This window comes from Pseudomonas sp. NY15356 (assembly GCF_048068175.1).
GTDB classification, from domain to species: domain Bacteria; phylum Pseudomonadota; class Gammaproteobacteria; order Pseudomonadales; family Pseudomonadaceae; genus Aquipseudomonas; species Aquipseudomonas putida_K.
The window spans coordinates 37,343-63,638 of sequence record NZ_JBLUPW010000011.1; the positions used below are offsets into that span (position 1 = coordinate 37,343).

Below are 26,296 nucleotides of genomic sequence, written 5' to 3' on the forward strand. Positions count from 1 at the left end.
GACCTCAGAAGTGGATCACGCTGCGGATGCTCTTGCCTTCATGCATCAGGTCGAAGGCTTTGTTGATGTCTTCCAGGCCCATGGTGTGGGTGATGAAGGTATCCAGCGGGATCTCGCCTTTCTCGGACATTTCCACGTAGCTTGGCAGCTCGCTGCGGCCGCGCACGCCACCGAAGGCCGAGCCGCGCCATACGCGACCGGTGACCAGCTGGAACGGACGCGTGGCGATTTCCTGGCCGGCACCGGCCACGCCGATGATCACCGACTCGCCCCAGCCCTTGTGGCAGCACTCCAGTGCGGCGCGCATCAGTTGTACGTTGCCGATGCACTCGAAGGAGAAGTCCACGCCGCCGTCGGTGAGGTCGACGATCACTTCCTGGATCGGGCGATCATAGTCTTTCGGGTTGATGCAGTCGGTGGCGCCCAGCTGGCGAGCGATCTCGAACTTGGCCGGGTTGATGTCGATGGCGATGATGCGCGAGGCCTTGGCCTTGACCGCGCCGATCACGGCAGACAGGCCGATGCCGCCCAGGCCGAAGATGGCCACGGTATCGCCCGGCTTGACCTTGGCGGTGTTGAGCACCGCACCGATACCGGTGGTGACGCCGCAACCGAGGAGGCACACCTTCTCCAGCGGCGCTTCCTTCTGGATCTTGGCCACGGAGATTTCCGGCAGCACGGTGTACTCGGAGAAGGTCGAGGTGCCCATGTAGTGGAACAGCTGCTGGCCTTTGTACGAGAAGCGGGTGGTGCCGTCAGGCATCAGGCCCTTGCCCTGGGTGGCACGGATGGCCTGGCACAGGTTGGTCTTGCCCGAGAGACAGAACTTGCACTTGCCGCACTCAGGGGTGTACAGCGGGATCACGTGGTCACCCACGGCCACCGAGGTCACGCCCTCGCCTACCGCTTCGACGATAGCGCCGCCTTCATGGCCGAGGATCGACGGGAAGATGCCTTCCGGGTCGGCCCCGGACAAGGTGTAGGCGTCGGTGTGGCAGACACCGCTGGCGACCACGCGCAGCAGTACCTCACCGGCCTTGGGCATGGCCACGTCGACTTCGACGATTTCCAGGGGTTTCTTGGCCTCGAAGGCAACGGCAGCGCGGGACTTGATCATCAAAGGGCTCCAGATAAGAGGATCGATACTGCCCGGCAGTGTAATTCACAAGCTTTTGATGAATAATCCGGCAAAAGTAAAAACATTATTGCTGTATAGGGATAATCAATGAGCAGCCGCTGGGAAGGTATCGACGAGTTCGTTGCCGTGGCCGAAACCGGGCAATTCACCGCCGCAGCCGAACGCCTGGGTGTTTCCTCCTCCCATATCAGCCGACAGATCGCCCGCCTCGAAGAGCGCCTGCAGACGCCACTGCTGTACCGCAGCACCCGCCGGGTAACCCTCAGCGAAGCCGGGCAGACCTTCCTGCAGCATTGCCAACGCCTGCAGGACGGCCGCGAGGAAGCGCTGCGCGCCATGGGCGACTTGGCCAGCGAGCCCAAGGGGCTGCTGCGCATGACCTGCGCAGTGGCCTATGGCGAACGCTTCATCGTGCCCCTGGTGACCCGCTTCATGACGCAGTACCCACAGTTGCGGGTCGAGGTGGAGCTGAGCAACCGCACCCTGGACCTGGTCCATGAAGGCATGGACCTGGCGATACGCCTCGGGCGCCTGCAGGACTCTCGCCTGGTCGCCACGCGGCTGGCCCCACGGCGCATGTACCTGTGCGCATCGCCTGCGTACCTGGAACGTTACGGTCGGCCCCACAGCCTTTCGGAGCTGGCCCGGCACAACTGCCTGGTCGGCAGTTCGGATGTGTGGATGCTGCAACAGGACGGCCGGGAACTGAGCCAGCGGGTCCAGGGCAACTGGCGGTGCAACAGCGGGCAGGCGGTGCTGGATGCGGCATTGTTGGGGATGGGGTTGTGCCAGTTGCCGGACTATTACGTGCTCGAGCATTTGCACAGCGGCGCGCTGGTGTCACTGCTGGAGGCACATCAGCCACCGAACACGGCCGTGTGGGCGTTGTATCCGCAGCAGCGGCACCTGTCGCCTAAGGTAAGGCGGTTGGTGGATTACCTGAAGGAAGGGTTGGCGGGGTTGCCGGAGTACCGGGTGGCCTGATGGTTCGCTGGGACCGCTGCGCGACCCTTTCGCGGCACAAGGCCGCTCCTACAGGTGAACGCGAAGCCCTGTAGGAGCGGCCTTGTGCCGCGAAAGGACCGCGCAGCGGTCCCAACACCTTCAGCGTCTAGCCGCCCACCGCTGGCGCAACCACTCCAGGTCTTCCGGGCGGGTGACCTTGATATTGTCACTGCGCCCTTCGACCAGCCGCGGCGCCTGCCCGGCCCACTCGATGGCAGACGCTTCGTCGGTGACCAGCACATCCGACACCAGGCATTCCGCCAGGGCCCGGTGCAAGGCGCCGAGACGGAACATTTGCGGCGTATAGGCCTGCCAGATGGTACTGCGGTCCACCGTGGCACTGACCCGCCCATTGGCATCGGCGCGCTTGAGGGTATCGCGCGCCGGCACCGCAAGCAGGCCGCCGACAGGGTCATCGGCCAACTCCGACAGCAACCGGTCCAGATCGCTGCGCGCCAGGTTCGGCCGCGCCGCGTCATGCACCAGCACCCAATCGTCGTCGGCCGCGCCCTGTGCGTGCAACAGCAACAAGGCATTGAGCACCGAGTCGGCACGTTCACAGCCACCGGCCGCCCGCTGGATACGGGGGTCGCTGGCGCAACGCAGGCCAGGCCAGTACGGGTCGTCGGGGGCAATACTGACCACCACGCCCTTGAGCGTGGGATGGTCGAGGAAACAGTCGAGGCTATGCTCGAGGAGGGTCTGCCCGCCCAACTGCAGGTACTGCTTGGGTCGATCGGCAGCCATGCGGGCGCCAACACCCGCAGCAGGAATCACGGCCCAGAAGGCCGGTAGCATCTGTGTCATTTTTGCGGTAACTGGTAGAGGGTTTCGCCCTCCTTGACCATCCCCAGTTCATGACGAGCCCGCTCTTCCACGGTCTCCATACCTTTTTTCAACTCCAGGACTTCGGCATCCAGCACACGGTTACGCTCGAGCAGCCGCTCGTTTTCCGCATGCTGTTCGGCGATCTGCTGCTTGAGCTCGGCCACCTGCGCCAGGCTGCCATTGCCCACCCAGAGGCGGTACTGCAGGCCACCCAGCAGCAGGAGCAGGACGAGAAACAACCAATAGGGACTGCGCATCAAGGTATCCAGAGGTAAAAGGCCGCCGCTGCGGGCTTCCGATAGCACGAAGCCTGGCCGAGGCCAGGCTTCGTCGACAGAAACCCGTAAGAAGCGTCTGGTGTTCAGTGCGAACGTTCAGACAGCCTCGGCTGCTGCCTTTTTACCATCTCTTGCTCAGCCGCGAAACTCGGCACGACCGCGGTACACCGCCTTGGCGCCCAGTTGCTCTTCGATACGCAGCAGCTGGTTGTACTTGGAGACGCGGTCGGAACGGCACAGCGAACCGGTCTTGATCTGGCCGGCAGCGGTACCCACGGCCAGGTCGGCGATGGTGGAATCTTCGGTTTCGCCGGAGCGGTGCGAAATCACCGCAGTGTAGCCAGCGGCCTTGGCCATCTGGATGGCTTCCAGGGTTTCGGTCAGCGAGCCGATCTGGTTGAACTTGATCAGGATCGAGTTACCGATGCCCTTCTCGATGCCTTCCTTGAGGATCTTGGTGTTGGTCACGAACAGGTCGTCACCGACCAGCTGGACCTTGGCGCCGATCTTGTCGGTGAGGATCTTCCAGCCAGCCCAGTCGGACTCGTCCAGGCCGTCTTCGATCGAAATGATCGGGAAGCGCTCGGTCAGGCCCTTGAGGTAGTCGGCAAAGCCTTCGGCGTCGAACGACTTGCCTTCGCCGGACAGGTTGTACTTGCTGTCTTCATAGAACTCGGAAGCCGCGCAGTCCAGGGCCAGGGTCACGTCGGTGCCCAGCTTGTAGCCAGCCTTCTCGACGGCCTCGGCGATGGCGCCCAGGGCGTCTTCGTTGGAGGTCAGGTTCGGGGCGAAGCCACCTTCGTCACCCACGGCGGTGTTCAGGCCACGCGCCTTGAGCACAGCCTTGAGGTGGTGGAAGATCTCGGTGCCCATGCGCAGGGCGTCGGAGAAGGTCTTGGCGCCGACCGGCTGGACCATGAACTCCTGGATGTCGACGTTGTTGTCGGCGTGTTCGCCACCGTTGATGATGTTCATCATCGGCACCGGCATGGAGTACTGGCCTGGGGTGCCGTTGAGGTTGGCGATGTGTGCGTACAGCGGCAGGTCCTGATCCTGGGCAGCAGCCTTGGCAGCAGCCAGGGAGACGGCCAGGATGGCGTTGGCGCCCAGCTTGGCCTTGTTCTCGGTACCGTCCAGTTCGATCATGGCGCGGTCCAGGGCTTTCTGGTCAGCCGGGTCCTTGCCCAGCAGCAAGTCGCGGATCGGGCCGTTGATATTGGCGACGGCCTTCAGCACGCCCTTGCCCAGGTAACGGCTCTTGTCGCCATCACGCAGCTCCAGCGCTTCGCGCGAGCCAGTGGAAGCACCCGACGGCGCACAGGCGCTGCCGATGATGCCGTTGTCGAGCAGTACATCGGCTTCCACGGTGGGGTTGCCACGCGAATCGAGAACTTCACGACCTTTGATGTCGACGATCTTTGCCATTGTTGTAAGCACTCCAGAATTGACGAAAACAACGCAGCTTTGGGAATTCTTGCCGTTCACCAGGCGACATGGCACGGGCAGGCCTGGCGAAGGGAGCCCCTGACCGAAAGGTCAGGGGTGGAACGGGCGGTACTTTACCCGAGAAATGAGCTTTACGCGGTTTCTACCGTCGGAAAACTTTTCACCAGGTCGTCCAGTTGCTTGAGCTGGGCCAGGAACGGCTCCAGCTTGTCCAGGCGCAGGGCGCATGGGCCATCGCACTTGGCGTTGTCCGGGTCCGGGTGGGCTTCCAGGAACAGCCCGGCCAGGCCCTGGCTCATGCCGGCCTTGGCCAGGTCGGTGACCTGGGCGCGGCGACCGCCGGCAGAATCGGAGCGACCGCCCGGCATCTGCAGGGCATGGGTCACGTCGAAGAACACCGGGTACTCGAACTGCTTCATGATGCCGAAGCCGAGCATATCCACCACGAGGTTGTTGTAGCCGAAGCTCGAACCCCGCTCGCAGAGGATCAACTGGTCGTTGCCGGCTTCCTCGCACTTGGCCAGGATGTGCTTCATTTCCTGGGGCGCGAGGAATTGGGCCTTCTTGATATTGATCACTGCGCCGGTCTTGGCCATCGCCACCACCAGGTCGGTCTGGCGCGACAGGAAGGCCGGCAGCTGGATGATGTCGCACACCTTGGCCACGGGCTCGGCCTGGTAGGGCTCGTGCACGTCGGTGATCACCGGCACCTTGAAGGTCTGCTTGATCTCCTCGAAGATCTTCAGGCCTTCTTCCATGCCGGGGCCACGGTAGGAGTTGATCGACGAACGGTTGGCCTTGTCGAAGCTGGCCTTGAACACATACGGGATACCGAGCTTCTCGGTAACCCGCACGTACTCTTCGCAGACCTTCAGGGCCAGGTCACGGGACTCCAGGACGTTCATGCCGCCGAACAGGACGAACGGCTTGTCGTTGGCGATCTCGATGTTACCGACGCGAATGATCTTCTGGGTCATGGGTCAGGCCTTGTTCTTCTGCGCCAGGGCCGCCTTGACGAAGCCACTGAACAGCGGGTGGCCGTCACGCGGGGTCGAGGTGAACTCTGGGTGGAACTGGCACGCCACGAACCATGGGTGGTCCTTGGACTCGACGACTTCGACCAGGGCACCGTCGCCGGAGCGGCCGGACACCACCAGGCCAGCCTCGACCAACTGCGGCAGCAGGGTGTTGTTGACTTCGTAGCGGTGACGGTGACGCTCGACGATCACGTCCTTGCCATAGCAGTCGTGGACCTTCGAGTTGCCCATCAGCTGGCACTCCTGCGCGCCCAGGCGCATGGTACCGCCCAGGTCCGAGGCTTCGGTGCGGGTCTCGACGGCACCGGTGGCATCGGCCCACTCGGTGATCAGGCCCACGACCGGATGGCCGCTGTTGCGGTCGAACTCGGTGGAATTGGCGTCTTTCCAGCCCATCACGTTACGGGCGAACTCGATCACCGCAACCTGCATGCCCAGGCAGATACCCAGGTACGGGACCTTGTTCTCACGGGCATATTGCACCGCGGTGATCTTGCCTTCCACACCGCGCAGGCCGAAACCGCCCGGAACCAGGATGGCATCGGCGCCCTCGAGCAGGCTGGTGCCCTGGTTCTCGATGTCTTCGGAGTCGATGTAGCGCAGGTTGACCTTGGTGCGGTTCTGGATGCCGGCGTGGCTCATCGCCTCGATCAGCGACTTGTACGCGTCCAGCAGCTCCATGTACTTGCCGACCATGGCGATGGTGACTTCATGCTCAGGGTTGAGCTTGGCGTCCACCACCTGGTCCCACTCGGACAGGTCGGCGCTGTTGCACTGCAGGCCGAAGCGCTCGACGACGAAATCGTCCAGGCCCTGGGCATGCAGCACGCCTGGGATCTTGTAGATGGTATCGACGTCTTCCAGGGAGATCACCGCACGCTCTTCGACGTTGGTGAACAGCGCGATCTTGCGGCGCGACGACGCGTCGACCGGGTGGTCGGAACGGCAGATCAGCACGTCAGGCTGCAGGCCGATGGAGCGCAGCTCCTTGACCGAGTGCTGGGTCGGTTTGGTCTTGGTCTCGCCTGCGGTGGCAATGTACGGCACCAGGGTCAGGTGCATCAGCATGGCGCGCTTGGAACCCACTTCGACGCGCAGCTGGCGGATCGCCTCGAGGAACGGCTGCGACTCGATGTCGCCGACGGTGCCGCCGATTTCCACCAGGGCCACGTCGGCATCGCCGGCACCCTTGATGATGCGACGCTTGATCTCGTCGGTAATGTGCGGGATGACCTGGATGGTCGCGCCCAGGTAGTCACCACGGCGCTCCTTGCGCAGCACGTGCTCGTAGATACGGCCGGTGGTGAAGTTGTTGTTCTGGGTCATGGTCGTGCGGATGAACCGCTCGTAGTGGCCCAGGTCAAGGTCGGTCTCGGCGCCATCGTGGGTGACGAACACCTCACCGTGCTGGAACGGGCTCATGGTGCCGGGGTCGACGTTGATGTACGGGTCCAGCTTGAGCATGGTGACCTTGAGCCCCCGCGCCTCCAGGATGGCCGCCAAGGAAGCCGAGGCAATGCCTTTCCCCAATGAAGAAACAACACCGCCCGTGACGAATATGTAGCGCGTCATGAAAAACCCTAGAAGTCTGCGTTAAAGCGGCCAGCGCCGCCGGAGAAAGCGAAGGAAGGCCGAAGCCCCCGATCACCTGCGTCTATCACAGTGCATCTCGAAAAACTGCCGCGTCTGTACAAACCAGGGGTATCCCCGGCATGGCGCTCGCTCGTCATTTTAAGAATCAGCCCAGCAAAAAACTGCTTGGTAATCGGCAACTCCTGTGTTTTCGATGAACCCACAGAAGCTGTATCAAGAAGGGAGGGTAGTCTACCCGAATGTACCCTTCAGCTCAAACCTTGCACGCTCGTCGGTGGCTGCCAGCGAAACTGCAGGCCGCCCTGCCCAGCCGGCGGCAGGTTGGCCACCGCCAACACCTGTTCGCCCTGCAACAGCAACGGCAGGCGTGGCCGCACGAAATGCGGGACCTGCCACTCATTGAGCAGGCGCTTGAGGTCGCGTCGGCCGCGCCCGGGCAGGTCGAGCACCTCGCCCCCTTGGCGGTAGCCGACCTGCAACCCCATGGGCCAGCAGTCGGCCTGCAGGCATACCTGCCCGTTGCCGGGCAATTCCAGCGGCATGCCTGGATCCACCCAGGCATGCCTGCCGGCGACCGGCTCCAGCCATTGCCCGCTCAGCCACCAGATGCGCCCATGGCTTCGCTGCAGCACGCCGTCGCCGAGGCGCCAGAGCGGCTGGGCATCGATGGCGGCGTCGCGTAGATCTTCCCACCCGGCCCAGTGGCGGCTGTCCGGCAGCCGCGTACGGGTGCTCAGCCAGTATTGCAGGGCATTGCGCTGGCGTGCGGGGGACAACGCCTTGAGGCGTTCCAGGTCCAGGGAGTCCAGGGCCAACCACGGCAGTGGCGCGCCGCCTGTGGCTGGCGCCAGGTCGCTGCTGGCCAGCTCGTCCAGCAGGCCCAGTGCCTCACCCAGGTGCTCGGCACTGCGCGCCAGGTTGCCCGCCGCCTGGGGCCAGCGCTGACCCAGCAAGGGGAAAATCTCGCGACGCAGGTAGTTGCGAGCGAAGGCGGTGTCGGCATTGGAGGGATCCTCGACCCAGGCAAGCCCGGCCGCCCTGGCATGGGCCAGCAATTGCCCGCGCGCCACGGCCAGCAATGGCCTGGCCAGGGTGCCCTGACCCAGCGTTCGCGCCGTCGGCATCGCTGCCAGCCCACGCAGGCCGGCACCGCGCAACAGGCGAAAGAGCAGGGTTTCGGCCTGGTCCTCACGGTGCTGGCCGGTGAACAGCACTTCGCCCGGCCCGAGCAACCGGCTGAACGCAGCATAGCGAGCCTCCCGGGCGGCCTGCTCCAGGCTAGCCCCCGGAGCGACCTGCACAGGGATCACCTGCAGCTCGATGCCCAGGCCATCACAGACTGACCGGCAATGCGCTGGCCAGCCGTCGGCGGCGGCTTGCAGGCCATGATGGACATGCACGGCGCGCAGGGGCGGTGCGTTATGGGTTCGGGCATAGTCAGCCAGCAGGTGCAGGAGGACGGTGGAATCGAGGCCACCAGAGAAGGCGACGTACCAGGCGGGGGCGTCGAGCCAGGGGGTGAGGTTGATCATTGGGGCCTCACTTGGCTTGAGATTGCCGGGGGTGCTTTGCACCCCTTTCGCGGCACAAGGCCGCTCCTACGGGGAAATCGCGGTCTCCTGTAGGAGCGGCCTTGTGCCGCGAAAGGGCCGCATAGCAGCCCCAAGGCCTATCAAACGCCGTAGCTCATCAGGCGCTCGTAACGGCGCGCCAGCAGGGCATCGGTGTCGAACTTGCCCAGCATGTCCAGCTGCTCGACCAGGTCGGCGCGGATGCTTTCGGACATCTTGGCCGGGTCGCGGTGGGCGCCGCCCAGCGGTTCATTGATGACCTTGTCGACGATGTTCAGGCTCTTCAGGCGCTCAGCGGTGATGCCCATGGCTTCGGCGGCATCGGCTGCCTTGTCGGCGGTCTTCCACAGGATCGAGGCGCAGCCTTCGGGCGAGATCACCGAGTAGGTGGAGTACTGCAGCATGTTCAGCTGGTCGCATACGCCGATGGCCAAAGCACCGCCGGAACCACCCTCGCCGATGACGGTGGCGATGATCGGCGTCTTCAGCCGTGCCATCACGCGCAGGTTCCAGGCAATGGCCTCGCTCTGGTTGCGCTCTTCGGCGTCGATGCCCGGGTAAGCGCCCGGGGTGTCGATGAAGGTGAGGATCGGCATCTTGAAGCGTTCGGCCATTTCCATCAGGCGGCAGGCCTTGCGGTAGCCTTCTGGACGCGGCATGCCGAAGTTGCGGCGGACCTTCTCGCGAACTTCACGGCCCTTCTGGTGGCCGATGACCATGACCGGCTTGCCGTCCAGGCGCGCGGTACCACCGACGATCGCGGCATCGTCGGCGAAGTGACGGTCGCCGTGCAGCTCTTCGAACTCAGTGAAGATATGGTCGATGTAGTCCAGGGTATAGGGACGACGCGGATGACGGGCCAGACGAGCGATCTGCCAGCTGGTCAGGTTGCCGAAGATGCTTTCGGTCAGGGTATTGCTCTTGTCTTGAAGACGGGCAATTTCATCGCTGATGTTCAGCGAATTGTCGTTGCCCACCAGGCGCAGCCCTTCGATCTTGGCTTGCAGGTCGGCAATCGGCTGTTCGAAGTCGAGGAAATTCGGGTTCATAGGCATCCGTCTTGGGTCTACGGCCAGGCGGCCGGCCGGTTGATCCGTTTGGCGCCCTACCTTAAGGGATCAGGCGCATTCAGGTCGAGATTAAAATTCGTCGGTTCAGCGATATTGCAGGAAGACGTTCTCACGTCCGAACTGGTCACGCAGAGCTTGAATCAGGCCATCGGCGGGGTCGATCGACCATTCGTCGCCGAACTGCAACATGGCCCGGGCATCACTGCCGGTGTACTCCAGGGTGATCGGGCAGCCGCCACGATGCTTGGTGATCAGCTCGCCGAGCCAGGCCAGGCGGTCGCCCTTGAGCGCCTCGTGGGCGACTTTCAAGCGCAGACTCTCGGCCAGCTTGGTCCGCGCATCCTCCATGGTCATCACAGTCTTGACCCGCAGGCGCAGGCCACCGGAGAAGTCGTCGTTGCTCACCTCCCCTTCCACCACCACCATTGCGTCGGTCTGCAGCAGGGCCTGGGCCGCCATGAAGGCATCGGCGAACAACGAGGCCTCGATCCGCCCGGAGCGGTCATCGAGGGTGACGAAGCCCATCTTGTCGCCCTTCTTGTTCTTCATCACCCGCAGGGCAATGATCATCCCGGCCACGGTCTGGGTATCGCGGGAAGGCTTGAGGTCGACGATGCGCTGGCGAGCGAAGCGGCGGATCTCGGCCTCGTACTCGTCGATCGGGTGGCCGGTCAGGTACAGGCCCAGGGTGTCCTTCTCGCCCCGCAGGCGCTCCTTGAGGGTCAACTCGCGCACCTTGCGGTGGTTGGCATAGACATCGGAGTCCTCCTCGACGAACAGCCCGCCGAACAGGTCGACGTGGCCGCTGTCGGCGGTCCGTGCCGTCTGCTCGGCGGCCTTGATCGCCTCTTCCAGGGCCGAGAGCAGCACCGCGCGGTTGCGGTCGATGTTGGCCTGGTAGGCCTTGATCTCGTCATGGAAATAAGGGCCAAGGCGGTCCAGGGCGCCACTGCGGATCAGGGCGTCGAGGGTGCGCTTGTTGATGCGCTTCAAGTCCACGCGCTCGCAGAAATCGAACAGGTCCTTGAACGGCCCACCCTCGGCGCGCGCCTCGACGATGGCCTCCACCGGCCCTTCGCCGACCCCCTTGATCGCGCCCAGGCCATAGACGATGCGGCCGTCATTGTTGACGGTGAACTTGAAGTCGGAGAAGTTCACGTCCGGCGCATCGAGGCGCAGCTTCATGCTGCGCACTTCCTCGACCAGCACGACCACCTTGTCGGTGTTGTGCATATCGGCCGAGAGCACCGCAGCCATGAACGGCGCCGGATGATGGGTCTTGAGCCAGGCGGTCTGGTAGGACACCAGGCCGTAGGCGGCCGAGTGGGACTTGTTGAAGCCGTAGCCTGCGAACTTTTCCACCAGGTCGAAGATGTTACCGGCCAGGTCTGCGTCGATGCCGTTTTTCGCGCAGCCTTCAATGAAACCGCCGCGCTGCTTGGCCATCTCCTCGGGCTTTTTCTTACCCATGGCCCGGCGCAGCATGTCGGCGCCGCCGAGGGTGTAACCGGCCATGACCTGGGCGATCTGCATCACCTGTTCCTGGTACAGGATGATGCCGTAGGTCGGTGCCAGCACCGGCTTCAGGCCGTCGTACTGGTAGTCCGGGTGTGGATAGGCCAGCTCCGCGCGGCCGTGCTTGCGGTTGATGAAGTCATCGACCATGCCCGATTGCAACGGGCCCGGGCGGAACAACGCGACCAATGCGATCAGGTCTTCCAGGCAGTCGGGCTTGAGCTTCTTGATCAGCTCCTTCATGCCGCGCGATTCGAGCTGGAACACCGCCGTGGTTTCGGCTTTCTGCAACAGCTCGTAGGTCTTGCGGTCGTCCAGTGGGATGAAGTCGATATTGACCTCGGGCAGGTTCTTCTTTTTCTGCTCGCGGTTGATGATCTCCATCGCCCACTTGATGATGGTCAGCGTGCGCAGGCCGAGGAAGTCGAACTTCACCAGGCCAGCGGCCTCGACGTCGTCCTTGTCGAACTGGGTCACCAGGCCGCCGCCCTCTTCGTCACAGGCGATCGGCGAGAAGTCGGTGAGCTTGGTCGGGGCGATCACCACGCCACCGGCGTGCTTGCCGGTGCCGCGGGTGACGCCTTCGAGCTTGAGGGCCATGTCCCAGATCTCGCGGGCATCCTCGTCGCCCTTGAGAAAGTCGCGCAGGATTTCTTCCTGCTCGTAGGCTTTCTCCAGGGTCATGCCCACTTCGAACGGGATCATCTTCGACAGGCGGTCGGCCAGGCCGTAGGACTTGCCCTGCACCCGCGCCACGTCACGCACCACCGCCTTGGCCGCCATGGTGCCGAAGGTGATGATCTGGCTCACCGCGTTGCGCCCGTAGGCCTCGGCCACGTAGTCGATCACCCGGTCGCGGCCATCCATGCAGAAGTCGACGTCGAAGTCGGGCATGGAAATACGTTCAGGGTTGAGGAAGCGCTCGAACAGCAGGTCGTAGGCCAGCGGGTCGAGGTCGGTGATCTTGAGCACGTAGGCCACCAGCGAACCGGCACCGGACCCTCGACCCGGACCTACCGGCACGCCGTTGTTCTTGGCCCATTTGATGAAGTCCATCACGATCAGGAAGTAACCGGGGAAACCCATCTGGATGATGATGTCCAGTTCGAACTTCAGGCGGTCCAGGTAGACCTGGCGCTTCTCTTCGTAGTTGGGCGTGGTCTCCTTCGGCCAGAGCACCGCCAGACGCTCCTCCAGGCCTTCATGGGAGACATGGCGCAGGTAGTCGTCGATCCCCATGCCGTTGGGCGTCGGGAAGTCGGGCAGGAAGTACTTGCCCAACTGCACGGTGATATTGCAGCGCTTGGCGATTTCCACGGTATTGGCGATGGCGTCCGGCAGGTCGCTGAACAGCTCGGCCATTTCCTCGGCGCTCTTGAGGTACTGCTGGTCGCTGTACATGCGCGGGCGACGAGGGTCATCGAGTGTCCAGCCTTCACCGATGCACACCCGCGTCTCGTGGGCATCGAAGTCGGACTGCTTGATGAAGCGTACGTCGTTGGTCGCCACCAGCGGTGCACCGACCTTGTCGGCCAGGGCCACGGCGGCGTGCAGGTATTCTTCGTCACCGGCACGATTGGTGCGCTGCACCTCGACATAGAAACGATCGGGGAACATCTGCATCCAATCGCGCAACAGGGCCTCAGCCTCTGCAGCCTTGCCAGCCAGCAAGGCCATGCCAATGTCCCCTTCCCTGGCCGCCGACAGGCCGATCAGGCCCTCGCTGGCTGGGGCGATCCACTCGCGCTGAATGATCACCAACCCATTGCGCTGGCCGTCGGTCCAGCCACGGGAGATCAGTTCGGTGAGGTTGCGGTAGCCCTTGGGGTTCATCGCCAGGAAGCAGATGCGCGACAGCGGTGCCTCGGGGTCACTGCCTGCCAACCACAGGTCGGCGCCACAGATCGGCTTGATACCGGCCCCCATGGCGGTCTTGTAGAACTTCACCAGCGAGCACATGTTGCTCTGGTCGGTGATCGCCACCGCCGGCATGTTCATCCCCGCCAGTGCCTTGGCCAGCGGCTTGATCCGCACCAGGCCGTCGACCAGCGAGAATTCGGAGTGCACGCGAAGGTGAACGAAGGAGACCGACATGGATGATCCTATAGCAGTGCCTGAAACAAGGGCGGGATTGTAGCGTAAAAGCCATGAAAGTTTCGGGGCCGCTTTGCGGCCCCGACGGGTTCAGATCAAGGAATCCGATACACCCTCTCGGGCTTCATACGCCGCTCGTACCGGCGCAAAGGACCGCCGATGGATAGGCGTCGGTCCCAACCGCGCCAGGGCCTCCAGGTGCACCGGCGTCGGGTAGCCCTTGTGCCCGCCGATGCCATAGCCCGGGTAGATCAGCTCGAATGCGCTCATCTCCCGGTCACGGGTGACCTTGGCCAGGATGGAGGCCGCGGCGATCGCCGGCACCTGGGCGTCACCCTGAACCACCGGCGCAGCCGGCACCGCGAGCTTCGGGCAACGGTTACCGTCGATCAGCGCAAGCTTGGGCGTGATGCTCAAACCTTCCACCGCTCGCTGCATGGCCAGCATGGTGGCCTGCAGGATGTTCAGGCTATCGATCTCCTCTACCGTGGCGCGTGCGATGAAAAAGCTCAAAGCTTTCTCGCAGATCTCGTCGAACAGCGCCTCGCGCTTGGCCTCGGTGAGTTTCTTCGAGTCGTTCAGCCCCAGGATCGGACGCTGTGGGTCAAGGATCACCGCCGCAGTCACGACGTCACCACACAGCGGCCCACGGCCCACCTCGTCGACACCAGCGACCAGTTCCTCGACCAGATTGAAGTCCAGCCCCATCTGCATGCTATCGCGCTCCTAGCAAGGCCAGCACCGCGTCGGCCGCCTGGTTGGAGGCGTCACGGCGCAGGGTGCGGTGAATCCGGTCGAAGCTGTCGGTCTGCTGCGTACCGTCAGTGACCAGCGGAGCCAGGGTCTGGGCCAGGGCATCGCTGGTGGCGGCGTCCTGCAGCAGCTCGGGTACCAACAGTCGCTGGGCCAGCAGGTTGGGCAACGATACGTACGGGCTCTTGACCATGCGTTTGAGGATCCAGTACGTCAATGGCGCCAGGCGGTAGGCGACGACCATGGGCCGCTTGTACAGCAGCGCTTCCAGGGTGGCTGTGCCCGAGGCGATGAGCACCGCATCGCACGCGGCCAGAGCCTCGTGGGAGCGGCCATCGAGCAAGGTCAACGGCAGGTCACGACCCTGCAGCATCTGCTCGAGCTGGGCACGCCGGGACGGGTTGGCACACGGCGAGACGAAACGCACCCCAGGCACCCGCTCACGCAGGCGCTCGGCGGCATCTAGGAACAGCGCGCCCAGGCGCTCGACCTCGCCCCCACGGCTACCCGGCATCAGCGCGACCAGCGGCCCCTCGCCCAGTCCGAGGGCGGTACGCGCCGCCTGGCGATCGGCTTCGAGCGGGATGGTATCGGCCAGCGGATGGCCGACGAAACGTACCGGCACGCCCTTCTCTTCGTAAAATTTCGCCTCGAAGGGAAGCAGCGTCAGCATCAGGTCGCAGCCTTCGCGGATCTTCAACACACGCTTCTGCCGCCACGCCCAGACCGACGGGCTGACATAGTGCACGGTCTTGATCCCGGCCTGGCGCAGCTTCAGTTCGATGGTGAGGTTGAAGTCGGGAGCATCGATGCCGATGAACACATCCGGCTTCTCGGCGATGAGTGTCTGGATCAGTTCCTTGCGACGCTTGAGCAGCTCACGCAGCCGGCCCAGCACTTCCACCAGGCCCATGACCGCGAGGCGCTCCATGGGGAAGTAGGACACCAGGCCTTCGGCCTCCATCAAGGGGCCACCGACGCCGATGAAACGCACATCGGGGTGGCGCGCCTTGAGGGCACGCATCAGGCCGGAACCGAGGATATCGCCGCTGGCCTCGCCGGCGACCAATGCCACGCACAGCTGGGCCATGTCAGCGGGTGATGCCGCGAGCGGAGCTTTGGATCGACTGACGGAACAGCTCGACCTCGGGGAACTGCGTTGCCAGCTCGCCCAGCTCGTTGAGCGCGTCTTCCACGGTCAGGCCATGGCGATAGACGATTTTGTAGGCACGGCGCAGGGCGTGGATGACCTCGTCGCTGAACCCCCGGCGGCGCATGCCCTCGAAGTTCATGCTACGGGCCTCTGCCGGGCTGCCGAACACCGTGACGAAGGCCGGCACATCCTTGCCGATCGCCGTGCCCATGCCGGAGAAGGCGTGGGCGCCGATATGGCAGTACTGGTGCACCAGGGTGTAGCCGGACAGGATCGCCCAGTCGCCCACATGCACATGACCGGCCAGCGCGGTGTTGTTGACCAGGATGCAATGATTGCCGATAACGCTGTCGTGCCCGATATGGGCATAGGCCATGATCAGGTTATGGTCGCCGAGGGTGGTTTCCGCGCGGTCCTGGACGGTGCCACGGTGAATGGTGACACCTTCGCGGATCACATTGTGGTCACCGATCACCAGGCGCGTGGGTTCACCCTTGTACTTGAGGTCAGGGGTGTCTTCACCGATGGAGGAAAACTGGTAGATACGGTTGTGCTTGCCGATCCGGGTCGGCCCCTTGAGCACCACGTGAGGGCCGATGACGGTGCCCTCGCCGATTTCCACGCCAGGCCCTACGATCGACCAGGGGCCTACCTCGACGCCGTCGGCCAGCTTGGCTGACGGGTCGATGATCGCCCGAGGGTCAATCGAACTCATAGGGAGCGTTCCGCGCAGGTGATCTCGGCCGAGCAGACCGGCTTGCCGTCGACCAGGGCGCGGCATTCGAACTTCCAGATCATGCTCTTGCGGCTGAGGAACTTGGCTTCCAGGACCAGCTGGTCCCCCGGTAGCACAGGCTGGCGGAAGCGCAGCTTGTCGGAGCCGACGAAGTAGTAGAGGGTGCCGTCGGCAGGCTTGGCATCGAGCATCTTGAAGCCGAGAATCCCGGCCGCCTGGGCCATGGCCTCGATGATCAGCACGCCCGGCATGATTGGATGCGCCGGGAAATGGCCGTTGAAGAACGGCTCGTTGATGCTGACATTCTTGTAGGCACGAATGCTCTGGGCCTCGAAGTCCAGATCCGTTACGCGGTCCACCAGCAGGAACGGGTAACGGTGAGGCAGGTATTCGCGAATCTCGTTGATGTCCATCATTTCGGGGGGAAGCCTGTAATAAGAATAGGGAGCGCAGGTGCTGACCACACGCTCCTTTTGCAATCCAAAGAGGAGCCAGCTAGCGACTGTTCACTCTTGCTCAGGGAATGGTATCAGCCTTCTGATGCCAGCTGGCCATCTGAGGTCACGGTGTCGACACGTTTTTCCAGCTGCTGGAGACGCTTGGACATCTCGTCCAGCTGGCGGATACGCGCGGCGCTCTTGCGCCATTCGGCCAGCGGCTGCATGGCCGTGCCGGATGAATAGCCACCCGGTTCCGTGATGGAACGGGTCACCATGGTCATGCCGGAAACGAATACGTTGTCGCAGACATCGATATGACCCACCATGCCCACACCGCCCGCGATCATGCAGTGCTTGCCGATACGCGTGCTGCCGGAGATACCGACGCAGGCGGCCATGGCCGTGTGGTCGCCGACCTGCACGTTATGGGCGATCTGGATCTGGTTGTCGAGCTTGACGCCGTTGCCGATGCGCGTGTCCGACAATGCGCCGCGGTCCACGGCGGTGTTCACGCCGATCTCCACGTCGTCGCCGATGGTCACGCCACCGATCTGGGCGATCTTGTTCCAGACCCCCTTCTCGTTGGCAAAGCCGAAACCTTCGCCGCCGATCACCGCACCGGACTGGATGACCACGCGCTTGCCGATGGTCACGTCGTGGTACAGCGTCACCCGCGGTGCCAGCCAGCCGCCTTCACCGATCACGCAACGGGCACCGACGAAGCAGTGGGCACCGATGGTGACATTGGCCGCTACTTGCGCACCGCTCTCGATCACCGCGAACGGGCCGATGCTCGCGCTGGGGTCCACCTGGGCGTCCCCGGCCACCACGGCGCTGGGATGGATTCCCGCCACAGCCTTGGGTTTGGGGTCGAACAGATGGGAAATCCGGGCGTAGGCCAGGTACGGGTCAGGCACGATCAACGCGTTGCCGGCGAAGCCTTCGGCATCCTCGGCCTTGAGCAGCACCGCGCCAGCCTTGGACTCATCCAGGTACTTGCGGTACTGCTTGTTGGCCAGGAAGCTCAACTGCCCGGCGCTGGCTTCCTGCAGGGTTGCCAGGCCGGTGATCTGCAGCGCTTCGGGGCCCTTGAGGGTCGCCCCGAGGGCCTCGGCCAGCTGGCCGAGAGTCATGGTCACGGTCATATCAACGGGCTTGGTTCATACGCTCGATGACTTGACGGGTGATGTCGTATTGCGGCTTGACGTCGATTACCGCGCCGCGCTCGAGCACCAGGTCATAGCCACCCTTCTTGATCACTTCCTCGACAGCACCGTCGAGCTTGGGTTTGAGCTGCTTGAGCATGTCACGGTCAGCGACGGCCTTGGCTTCATTCAGCTCCTTGGACTGGAACTGGAAGTCACGGGCCTTCTGCTTGAATTCGAGCTCCAAGCGCTCGCGCTCCTGCTGTTGCATCTTGTCGCCACCCTTGATCAGGCGGTCCTGGATGCCCTTGGCGCTGCTTTCCAGGTTCTTCAGCTTGGTCAGCTGCGGGCCGAACTTCTTCTCGGCATCGACAGCGTACTTCTTGGCCGCGTCGGACTCGAGCAGCGCCATCTGATAGTTCAGCACGGCAATCTTCATTTCGGCGAAAGCCGGGGTGGCGACCAGCGCCGCGGCCATCACGGCCAGTTGAGTCAACTTACGCACGATGCACTCCTGGATAAACCGTTGTCGTTGAGCGAGGGCCGACCTTAGAAGGTCTGGCCCAGAGAGAATTGGAACACCTGGGTATCGGCGTCGTCCGGCTTCTTCACCGGCATCGCCAGGCTGAAGCTCAACGGGCCCAGCGCGGTGATCCAGGTGACGCCCAGGCCGACGGAGCTGGCCATGCCCGAGAAGCCGACCTTCTCGCAGTCAGGCTGGTTGCCGCAGTTGGTGTCGAACACGTTACCCACGTCCCAGAACACGGACGTACGCAGGGAACGCTGGTCCTTGACGAACGGCAGCGGGAACAGCAGTTCTACACCACCCTGCACGAGGACGTTGCCACCGAACGGCAGTGGATCCTGGTCCGGGTCCTTGATGGTGCCCGGCTTGGTACCTTGGCTCGGGGTACTGCGCGGGCCCAGGCTGCTGTCCTTGAAGCCACGGACAGAGTTGAAGCCACCGGCGAAGTAGTTCTCGTAGAACGGCAAGCCATCGGTGGAGCCGAAACCATCACCATAGCCCAACTCGGTGTGCAGGCGCAGGGTGTAGTCGTTGTTGATCGGCTTGAACAGCTGGCCGCGGTAGTCGAGCTTGAAGAACGACAGGTCGCTGCCCGGCGTGGTCACCTCGGCACTCAGGCTCTGGGAGTGACCACGAGTCGCCAGTACGCCCTTGTTCAGGGTGGACTCGGACCAACCGGCCGACGCCTTGAAGTTCAGGAAGCTGTCGTCGCCCTCACGGTCCAGGAAGTCGAAGATCTCGTCGACGGTGTACTTACCGGTCTTGATCTTGTCCTGCTGCACGTTGAAGCCGAAGGTCAGGCGCGAGGTCTCGCTGATCGGGTAGCCGACGCTGACACCGGCACCCAGGCTGTCCACCGCATAGCTCGCTACGTCGACATCGAGGTCGTCGTAGTCGGTGCTGCGGTAGAAGGCGTTGTAGCCCAGGCTGACGCCATCGGCGGTCCAGTAGGGGTCGACGAAGCCGAAGTTGTAGCGGGTCTGGTATTCCGAACGGGTCAGGCCGACGGACACCTTGTTACCGGTACCCAGGAAGTTGCTCTGGCTGATCGAGCCGCCAAGGATCAGGCCCGCGCTCTGGGCGAAACCGACGCTGGCGGTGATGGAGCCGGAGGCCTGCTCCTCGACGCTGTAGTTGACATCGACCTGGTCGTCGGTGCCTGGCACCGGCGGGGTCTCGACGTTGACTTCCTTGAAGAAGCCCAGACGCTCGAGGCGAGTCTTGGACTGGTCGATCAGGTAGGTCGAAGCCCAGCCGCCTTCCATCTGGCGCATTTCGCGGCGCAGCACTTCGTCTTCGGTCTTGGTGTTGCCGCGGTAGTTGATGCGGTTGACGTAGGCACGCTTGCCCGGGTCGACGACGAACATGATATCGACGGTGTGGTCTTCATCATTCGGCTGCGGCACGCCGTTGACGTTGGCGAAGGTGTAGCCTTCGTTGCCCAGGCGACGGGTGATCAGGTCGGAGGTGGTGGTCATCACCTTGCGCGAGAACACCTGGCCCGGCTGCACCAGCAGCAGCGACTTGACCTGGTCTTCAGGCACCTTCAGGTCGCCGGAGAGCTTCACGTCACGGACGGTGTACTTCTCGCCTTCGTTGATGTTGACGGTGATGTAGACGTGCTTCTTGTCAGGGGTGATGGAAACCTGGGTCGAAGCGATGTCCATGTTGATGTAGCCGCGGTCCAGGTAATAGGAGCGCAGGCGCTCCAGGTCACCGGAGAGCTTCTCGCGGGCGTACTTGTCGTCGTTCTTGAAGAAGGACAGCCAGTTGGTGGTCTTGAGCTCGAAGAGCTGGGCCAGCTCCTCGTCGTCGAAGACATTGTTGCCGACGATGTTGATGTGCTGGATCGCGGCGACGGTGCCTTCGTTGATCTTGATCTTCAGGCCGACGCGGTTGCGCGGCTGCGGCACCACCTCGGCGTCGACCTCGGCCGAGTAGCGGCCCTGGGCCACGTACTGGCGCTGCAGTTCGTTACGCACGCCTTCGAGGGTAGCACGCTGGAAGATCTCGCCTTCGGCCAGGCCCGATTGCTTCAGGCCCTTCATCAGGTCTTCGGTGCTGATCGCCTTGTTGCCTTCGATCTCGATGCTCGACACCGACGGGCGCTCGACCACGTTGATGATCAGGACATTGCCGTCGCGGCTCAGCTGGATGTCCTGGAAGAAGCCGGTCTTGAACAGCGAGCGGGTAGACTCCACCAGGCGCCGATCGTCGGCCTGGTCGCCCACGTTCAGGGGCAGGGCACCGAACACGCTGCCAGCGGAAACCCGCTGCAGGCCATTGACACGAATATCGGAGATGGTGAAGGACTCGGCGTGAACTTCAGCGATCATCAGTGCGGAGAGGACCGCAGTTAGCAGCAGACGTTTCATGAAGTCCTTTTATTCCAACTGGCAATAAACAACCTGCCGCGATAAGGCGGCAGGTTCGTTCGCAATTGAGCGAAGCTTTTTATAGTCGACCCAGATCGTTGATCAGGGCGAGCAACATCACCCCGATGACCAAACTGATACCGATCTGGACCCCCCAACCTTGCACCCGATCCGAAAGCGGACGACCGCGCGCCCACTCGATCAGGTAGAACAGCAAATGCCCCCCATCCAATACGGGGATGGGCAGCAGGTTAAGAACCCCCAGGCTTATGCTCAGGTAGGCCAGGAAATTCAGGAAATCCCCCACGCCCGACTGGGCTGAAGCGCCCGCCACTTTAGCAATGGTTATCGGTCCACTCAAGTTTTTTACCGAGAGCTCCCCGAACAGCATTTTCTTCAGCGATTCGAGGGTCAGGACACTCATGTTCCATGTTCTCGACAGGCTCTGGGCAACGGCATCCAGCGGCCCGTAGCTGACTTCGCGGACCATGTCGGCGGGCCATTCGGCACCCTTGACGCCTGCTCCCAGGTACCCGCCGGAAGCCTGCCCTTCGCCGCGTCGGGCCAAGGTCACCGGGACCTCGAGCTGGGCACCGTCGCGCTCCACGCGCAGCTGCACCTTGGCCTCGGGGCGGGCGCGAACGCTGTCGACCACCTGCTGCCAATCGTTCAGGGCAACGCCATCGAGGCTCAGCAACCGGTCACCGGTCTTGAGCCCGGCAGCGGCGGCCGGGCCTTTCGGGTCGATCTCGGCCAGCACCGGCGCAATGGCCGGGCGCCACGGGCGCAGCCCCAAGAACTGGATCGGGTCCGGTTCGTCCACGCCCTTGAGCCACTGGCTGAGGGTGATTTCATGCTGGCGCTCCAGCGTACCGCCCTGCTCGATCACACCAACCTTGAGGGTGCCGCTTTCGCCAAGACGACGGACCAGTTGCAGGTTGACCGCAGACCAGCCATTGGTCGGTTCGCCGTCGATGGATACCACTTCCTGACCAGCGGCCAGGCCTGCGGAAGCCGCCAGACTGCCCGCCTCGACGGCACCGATCACCGGGCGCACCTGCTGGGTACCGAGCATGGCCAGGACCCAGAAGAACAACAGGGCGAGGAGGAAGTTGGCCACAGGGCCGGCTGCGACGATGGCGATCCGCTGGCGCACCGGCTTGCGATTGAAAGACTGGTCGACCAACGCAGGCGGGACTTCGCCTTCACGCTCGTCGAGCATCTTGACGTAGCCACCCAGGGGGATGGCTGCCACCACGAACTCGGTGCCGTGGCGGTCGTGCCAGCGCAGCAACGGCGTGCCAAACCCCACGGAGAAGCGCAGCACCTTGACGCCACAGCGCCTGGCCACCCAGAAATGGCCGAATTCGTGGAAGGTGACCAGCACACCCAGGGCGACCAGGGTGCCGACTATCATGTAGAGCGCTGTCATACCTGTCTCCGAATGACGTTCAGCCCATCCCTGGAACTAGCGGACATCAGTAACCGTGACGCCTCAACCATTCCCGGGACAGTTCCCGGGCCCGCTGGTCCGCGGCGAATACCGCCTCCAGCGAAGGCAACGGTACCACGGGTTCCTGGTCGAGCACCTGTTCGATCATACCCGCGATCTCCGGGAAGCGGATACGCCGCTGGAGAAATGCCTCCACGGCCACTTCGTTGGCCGCATTGAGCACGGCCGGTGCGCTGTTGCCCGCCTCAGCCGCCTGGCGCGCCAGGCGCAGGCAGGGGAAGCGCTGCTCGTCGGGGGCCTGGAAGTCCAGGCGGGCGATGGTGAACAGGTCCAGCGGCGCGACACCGGAGTCGATGCGCTCCGGCCAGGCCAGGGCATTGGCAATCGGCGTGCGCATGTCAGGGTTGCCCAGCTGTGCGAGCACCGAACCATCGACATAGTCCACCAGCGAATGGATGACGCTCTGCGGGTGGACCACCACCTCGACCTTGGCCGGCGCCGCGTCGAACAACCAACAGGCTTCGATGAGCTCCAAACCCTTGTTCATCATGCTCGCCGAGTCGACCGAGATCTTGCGCCCCATGGACCAGTTGGGGTGGGCACACGCCTGCTCCGGCGTGACATTGGCCAACGCCGCGGCCGGCGTCTCGCGGAACGGCCCGCCCGAGGCGGTCAGCAGGATGCGCCGCACGCCGACCTGAGCCAGCCCGCGGGCATGGTCGGCAGGCAGGCACTGGAAGATCGCGTTGTGCTCGCTGTCGATCGGCAGCAACACGGCGCCACTGCGCCGTACAGCGTCCATGAACAGCGCGCCGGACATCACCAGCGCTTCCTTGTTGGCGAGCAACACCTTCTTGCCCGCCTCCACGGCCGCCAGGGTCGGGCGCAGGCCCGCGGCACCGACGATGGCCGCCATCACCGCATCCACCTCCGGCGCCGAGGCGACCTGGCACAGCCCCGCCTCTCCTTCCAGCACCTCGGTGGTGCAACCGGCACTCGCCAGGCCGTCGCGCAAGCGCGCGGCAGCCTCGGCGCTGGGCACCACGGCATAGGCCGGGCGGTGCCGCTCGCACAGGGCCAGCAACTCATCGAGACGGGAATAGCCGCTCAGGGCGAACACCTGGTAGCGCTCCGGATGACGCGCGATAACGTCCAGGGTGCTCAGGCCGATGGAACCGGTGGCACCCAGCACCGTGATACGTTGCGGATGGCTCACATCACACCCCATTCAGCAGCCCAGAGCAGTACGGCGAACATCGGGATCGCCGCGGTCAGGCTGTCGATGCGGTCGAGCACGCCACCATGGCCGGGCAGCAGGTTGCTGCTGTCCTTGATGCCTTCGCGGCGCTTGAACATGCTCTCGGTCAAGTCACCGATCACCGAGGACATCACCACGATTACTGCGCCCAGCAGGCCGAGCAGCACATCGCCGATGCTCCAGTCGCGGGCCAGGCCCACGCCCAGGGTGATCAGCAGGCTCACCGCCAAGCCACCATAGACACCCTCCCAGCTCTTGCCTGGGCTGACCTGCGGCGCCAGCTTGCGCTTGCCGAAGGCTCGACCGGAGAAGTACGCACCGATATCGGCGGCCCACACCAGCACCATGACCGCCAGGATCAGCCAGTTACCCAGCGGCCAGTGCTTGAGCAGCACCAGGCCCTGCCAGGCCGGCAGCAGTACCAGCAGCCCGATCAGCAGGCGACAGGCCGCGCTGTTCCACAGCTCGCTGCTGCGTGGGTAGGTGAGCACCAGCCAGGTGGCCAGCCCCCACCAGATCACCGAGGCGCCGAGCACCCAGGGCGCCAGGTCGGGCATCAGGTAAAGCAGCATCAGCGCCCCGGCGACCACCGCCGCATAGGCCAGGCGCAACGGCTGGGCGACGAGCCCGGCCAGGCGCGCCCATTCCCAGGCGCCGAGGGTGACGACCAGGCCGATGAACAGGGCGAAGTCCCCGCCGTTGAGCAGGAAGAAGCCACCCAGCGCGACCGGCAGCAGGATCAGCGCGGTAATGATGCGTTGTTTAAGCATTAAGCACGAGCTCCAGCCTCGACCTGCTCGCTGGTCTTACCGAAGCGGCGCTGGCGCGAAGCGAAATCGGCCAGGGCGGTACGCATGGCCTCGTGTTTGAAGTCCGGCCAGTACAGGTCGGAGAAGTACAGCTCGGCATAGGCCAGCTGCCACAGCAGGAAGTTGCTGATGCGATGTTCGCCCCCGGTGCGGATGCACAGGTCGGGCAACGGCAGGTCGCCTGTGGCCAGGCAGGTCTGCAACAGGCCCGGGGTGATGTCCTCGGGACGCAGGTGGCCGGCCTGGACTTCACGCGCCAGGCGTTGCGCCGCCTGGGCGATGTCCCACTGACCACCGTAGTTGGCGGCGATCTGCAGGATGAAGCGGTCGTTGCCGGCGGTCAGGGCCTCGGCTTCGCGCATGGCGGCCTGCAACTCGGGATGGAAGCGCGAGCGGTCGCCGATGATGCGCAGGCTGATCTTGTTCTCGTTCAGGCGTTTGGCCTCGCGGCGCAGGGCCGTGAAGAACAGCTCCATGAGCGCACCGACCTCATCGGCCGGCCGCTGCCAGTTCTCGCTGGAGAAGGCGAAGAGGGTCAGTACCTCGACCCCGGCCTCGGCGCAGACTTCGATCACCGCACGGACCGCATCGACGCCGGCCTTGTGCCCGGCGACGCCGGGCAGCAGGCGTCGCTTGGCCCAGCGGTTGTTGCCATCCATGATGATCGCGACGTGACGCGGCACCGAAGGCGATGCCGCTGGCTTGGTCTTTTCCATGAAAGAAACCCCGGCCTCAGACGGCCATCAGGTCCTTTTCCTTGGCCTTGAACGCAGCATCGATTTCAGCGACGAACTTGTCGGTCAGCTTCTGGATCTCGTCCGCGGCACGACGCTCTTCGTCTTCGCTGATTTCCTTGTCCTTGGTGAGCTTCTTGAGGTCAGCCAATGCATCGCGACGCACGTTGCGCACAGCCACCTTGGCGTCCTCGGCGACGCCGCTGGCCTGCTTGGTGTAGCCCTTGCGGGTTTCCTCGGTCAGGGCCGGCATCGGCACACGGATGGTGGTGCCTGCGCTGGACGGGTTCAGGCCCAGGTCGGAGGTCAGGATGGCCTTCTCGATGGCGGCACTGAGGTTCTTGTCGTGGGCGACGATCTTCAGGGTACGGGCGTCCTCGACGGTGATGGCAGCCACTTGGTTCAGCGGCATCTCGCTTCCCCAGGCCGGGACTTTGACGCTGTCCAGGATGCTTGGGTGGGCGCGACCGGTACGGATCGCTGCCAGGTTGCGAGCCAGGGCCTCGATGGACTTGCCCATGCGCTCCTGCGCGTCTTTCTTGATGTCGTTGATCATGCTTGGCCTTCCTCGATCAGAGTACCTTCAGCGCCACCCACCACGATGTTCAGCAGGGCGCCAGGCTTGTTCATGTTGAATACCCGCAATGGCATCTTGTGGTCGCGGCACAGGCAGATTGCGGTCAGGTCCATGACACCGAGCTTGCGATCCAGGACCTCGTCGTAGGTCAGGTGATCGAACTTCTCGGCGTGCGGGTCCTTGAATGGATCGGCAGTGTACACACCATCGACCTTGGTCGCTTTCAGCACCACGTCGGCATCGATCTCGATGGCGCGCAGGCAAGCTGCGGAGTCGGTGGTGAAGAACGGGTTGCCGGTACCGGCGGAGAAAATTACCACATCCCCGGAGTTGAGGTGACGAATAGCTTTGCGGCGGTCGTAATGGTCGGTAACGCCAACCATGGAAATGGCCGACATGACCAGCGCCGGGATGTTCGAACGCTCCAGGGCGTCACGCATGGCCAGGGCGTTCATCACGGTGGCCAGCATACCCATATGGTCGCCGGTGACGCGGTCCATGCCGGCGGCGCTGAGCGCTGCACCGCGGAACAGGTTGCCGCCGCCGATCACCAGGCCGACCTGGACGCCGATGCCGACCAGCTGGCCGACTTCCAGGGCCATGCGGTCCAGTACCTTCGGGTCGATCCCGAACTCTTCCGAGCCCATCAGGGCCTCGCCGCTAAGTTTGAGCAAAATGCGTTTATAGCGAGGTTGGCGACCACTCACCTGCTGGGCCATTGCGAGTTTCTCCTGGGGCGTGCATTTAGAAAATTCGTGCGGG

General features: G+C 63.7%; 23 protein-coding genes. 1 reads left to right on the top strand and 22 read right to left on the bottom strand.

Annotation, left to right across the window (positions count from 1 at the left end; translation table 11 throughout):
* Window positions 1-4: 4 nt before the first annotated feature.
* Window positions 5-1,117 (bottom strand): S-(hydroxymethyl)glutathione dehydrogenase/class III alcohol dehydrogenase, encoded by a 1,113-nt coding sequence (locus ACNFCI_RS11225; RefSeq protein ID WP_016712915.1) that lies wholly within the window; start codon window positions 1,115-1,117, stop codon window positions 5-7.
* A gap of 108 nt (window positions 1,118-1,225) precedes the next feature.
* On the opposite strand from ACNFCI_RS11225, the gene ACNFCI_RS11230 reads away from it, so the two are divergent.
* Window positions 1,226-2,122: a LysR substrate-binding domain-containing protein gene (locus tag ACNFCI_RS11230; RefSeq protein WP_368829915.1), complete on the top strand. Its 897-nt coding sequence runs from the start codon at window positions 1,226-1,228 to the stop codon at window positions 2,120-2,122.
* Window positions 2,123-2,242: 120 nt separating this feature from the next.
* Here ACNFCI_RS11230 and ispD read toward each other — a convergent pair whose 3' ends face one another.
* The 21 genes from ispD to pyrH form a co-directional block, all read right to left on the bottom strand.
* Complete coding sequence (ispD, locus tag ACNFCI_RS11235) at window positions 2,243-2,950, bottom strand: 2-C-methyl-D-erythritol 4-phosphate cytidylyltransferase (RefSeq protein WP_084854395.1); 708 nt, start codon at window positions 2,948-2,950, stop codon at window positions 2,243-2,245.
* The gene (gene ftsB, locus ACNFCI_RS11240) at window positions 2,947-3,228 is read right to left on the bottom strand and encodes a cell division protein FtsB (protein ID WP_043208829.1); all 282 of its coding nucleotides are present in this window, start codon (window positions 3,226-3,228) and stop codon (window positions 2,947-2,949) included. The genes ispD and ftsB overlap by 4 nt, the downstream gene beginning before the upstream one ends.
* Before the next feature lie 156 nt (window positions 3,229-3,384).
* The gene (eno, locus tag ACNFCI_RS11245; protein ID WP_368829914.1) at window positions 3,385-4,674 is read right to left on the bottom strand and encodes a phosphopyruvate hydratase; all 1,290 of its coding nucleotides are present in this window, start codon (window positions 4,672-4,674) and stop codon (window positions 3,385-3,387) included.
* Between the two features lie 152 nt (window positions 4,675-4,826).
* Window positions 4,827-5,672, bottom strand: coding sequence for a 3-deoxy-8-phosphooctulonate synthase (gene kdsA / locus ACNFCI_RS11250; protein WP_084854393.1), 846 nt, complete (start codon window positions 5,670-5,672; stop codon window positions 4,827-4,829).
* 3 nt (window positions 5,673-5,675) lie between these two features.
* Window positions 5,676-7,304: a CTP synthase gene (locus ACNFCI_RS11255; protein ID WP_084854391.1), complete on the bottom strand. Its 1,629-nt coding sequence runs from the start codon at window positions 7,302-7,304 to the stop codon at window positions 5,676-5,678.
* 269 nt (window positions 7,305-7,573) lie between these two features.
* Window positions 7,574-8,857 (bottom strand): tRNA lysidine(34) synthetase TilS, encoded by a 1,284-nt coding sequence (tilS, locus tag ACNFCI_RS11260; protein WP_368829913.1) that lies wholly within the window; start codon window positions 8,855-8,857, stop codon window positions 7,574-7,576.
* A gap of 140 nt (window positions 8,858-8,997) precedes the next feature.
* A complete protein-coding gene (locus ACNFCI_RS11265; protein ID WP_084854387.1) occupies window positions 8,998-9,945 on the bottom strand; it encodes an acetyl-CoA carboxylase carboxyltransferase subunit alpha in 948 nt (315 codons plus the stop codon).
* Window positions 9,946-10,050: 105 nt separating this feature from the next.
* Window positions 10,051-13,575: a DNA polymerase III subunit alpha gene (gene dnaE / locus ACNFCI_RS11270; protein ID WP_084854385.1), complete on the bottom strand. Its 3,525-nt coding sequence runs from the start codon at window positions 13,573-13,575 to the stop codon at window positions 10,051-10,053.
* Window positions 13,576-13,665: 90 nt separating this feature from the next.
* Window positions 13,666-14,289: a ribonuclease HII gene (gene rnhB / locus ACNFCI_RS11275; RefSeq protein ID WP_084854383.1), complete on the bottom strand. Its 624-nt coding sequence runs from the start codon at window positions 14,287-14,289 to the stop codon at window positions 13,666-13,668.
* Window position 14,290: 1 nt separating this feature from the next.
* Window positions 14,291-15,418 (bottom strand): lipid-A-disaccharide synthase, encoded by a 1,128-nt coding sequence (gene lpxB / locus ACNFCI_RS11280; protein ID WP_368829912.1) that lies wholly within the window; start codon window positions 15,416-15,418, stop codon window positions 14,291-14,293.
* 1 nt (window position 15,419) lies between these two features.
* Window positions 15,420-16,196 (bottom strand): acyl-ACP--UDP-N-acetylglucosamine O-acyltransferase, encoded by a 777-nt coding sequence (gene lpxA, locus ACNFCI_RS11285; RefSeq protein WP_084854379.1) that lies wholly within the window; start codon window positions 16,194-16,196, stop codon window positions 15,420-15,422.
* Window positions 16,193-16,633: a 3-hydroxyacyl-ACP dehydratase FabZ gene (fabZ, locus tag ACNFCI_RS11290; RefSeq protein ID WP_003252314.1), complete on the bottom strand. Its 441-nt coding sequence runs from the start codon at window positions 16,631-16,633 to the stop codon at window positions 16,193-16,195. Before fabZ ends, lpxA begins: the two co-directional genes overlap by 4 nt.
* A 113-nt stretch (window positions 16,634-16,746) precedes the next feature.
* The gene (gene lpxD, locus ACNFCI_RS11295; protein WP_368829911.1) at window positions 16,747-17,802 is read right to left on the bottom strand and encodes a UDP-3-O-(3-hydroxymyristoyl)glucosamine N-acyltransferase; all 1,056 of its coding nucleotides are present in this window, start codon (window positions 17,800-17,802) and stop codon (window positions 16,747-16,749) included.
* A gap of 1 nt (window position 17,803) precedes the next feature.
* A complete protein-coding gene (locus tag ACNFCI_RS11300; protein WP_084854375.1) occupies window positions 17,804-18,307 on the bottom strand; it encodes an OmpH family outer membrane protein in 504 nt (167 codons plus the stop codon).
* A 44-nt stretch (window positions 18,308-18,351) separates the two neighbouring features.
* A complete protein-coding gene (gene bamA / locus ACNFCI_RS11305) occupies window positions 18,352-20,703 on the bottom strand; it encodes an outer membrane protein assembly factor BamA (protein ID WP_084854373.1) in 2,352 nt (783 codons plus the stop codon).
* A 79-nt stretch (window positions 20,704-20,782) separates the two neighbouring features.
* The gene (rseP, locus tag ACNFCI_RS11310) at window positions 20,783-22,135 is read right to left on the bottom strand and encodes an RIP metalloprotease RseP (protein WP_368829910.1); all 1,353 of its coding nucleotides are present in this window, start codon (window positions 22,133-22,135) and stop codon (window positions 20,783-20,785) included.
* A gap of 46 nt (window positions 22,136-22,181) precedes the next feature.
* The gene (gene ispC, locus ACNFCI_RS11315) at window positions 22,182-23,372 is read right to left on the bottom strand and encodes a 1-deoxy-D-xylulose-5-phosphate reductoisomerase (protein ID WP_084854369.1); all 1,191 of its coding nucleotides are present in this window, start codon (window positions 23,370-23,372) and stop codon (window positions 22,182-22,184) included.
* A complete protein-coding gene (locus ACNFCI_RS11320; RefSeq protein ID WP_084854367.1) occupies window positions 23,369-24,184 on the bottom strand; it encodes a phosphatidate cytidylyltransferase in 816 nt (271 codons plus the stop codon). The genes ispC and ACNFCI_RS11320 overlap by 4 nt, the downstream gene beginning before the upstream one ends.
* The gene (gene uppS, locus ACNFCI_RS11325; RefSeq protein WP_084854365.1) at window positions 24,184-24,939 is read right to left on the bottom strand and encodes a polyprenyl diphosphate synthase; all 756 of its coding nucleotides are present in this window, start codon (window positions 24,937-24,939) and stop codon (window positions 24,184-24,186) included. Before uppS ends, ACNFCI_RS11320 begins: the two co-directional genes overlap by 1 nt.
* Window positions 24,940-24,955: 16 nt before the next feature.
* Window positions 24,956-25,513 carry a ribosome recycling factor gene (gene frr / locus ACNFCI_RS11330; RefSeq protein ID WP_084854363.1) on the bottom strand — a complete coding sequence of 186 codons (558 nt, stop codon included), beginning with the start codon at window positions 25,511-25,513 and terminating at the stop codon, window positions 24,956-24,958.
* The gene (gene pyrH / locus ACNFCI_RS11335) at window positions 25,510-26,253 is read right to left on the bottom strand and encodes a UMP kinase (protein WP_084854362.1); all 744 of its coding nucleotides are present in this window, start codon (window positions 26,251-26,253) and stop codon (window positions 25,510-25,512) included. Before pyrH ends, frr begins: the two co-directional genes overlap by 4 nt.
* Window positions 26,254-26,296 lie beyond the last annotated feature (43 nt).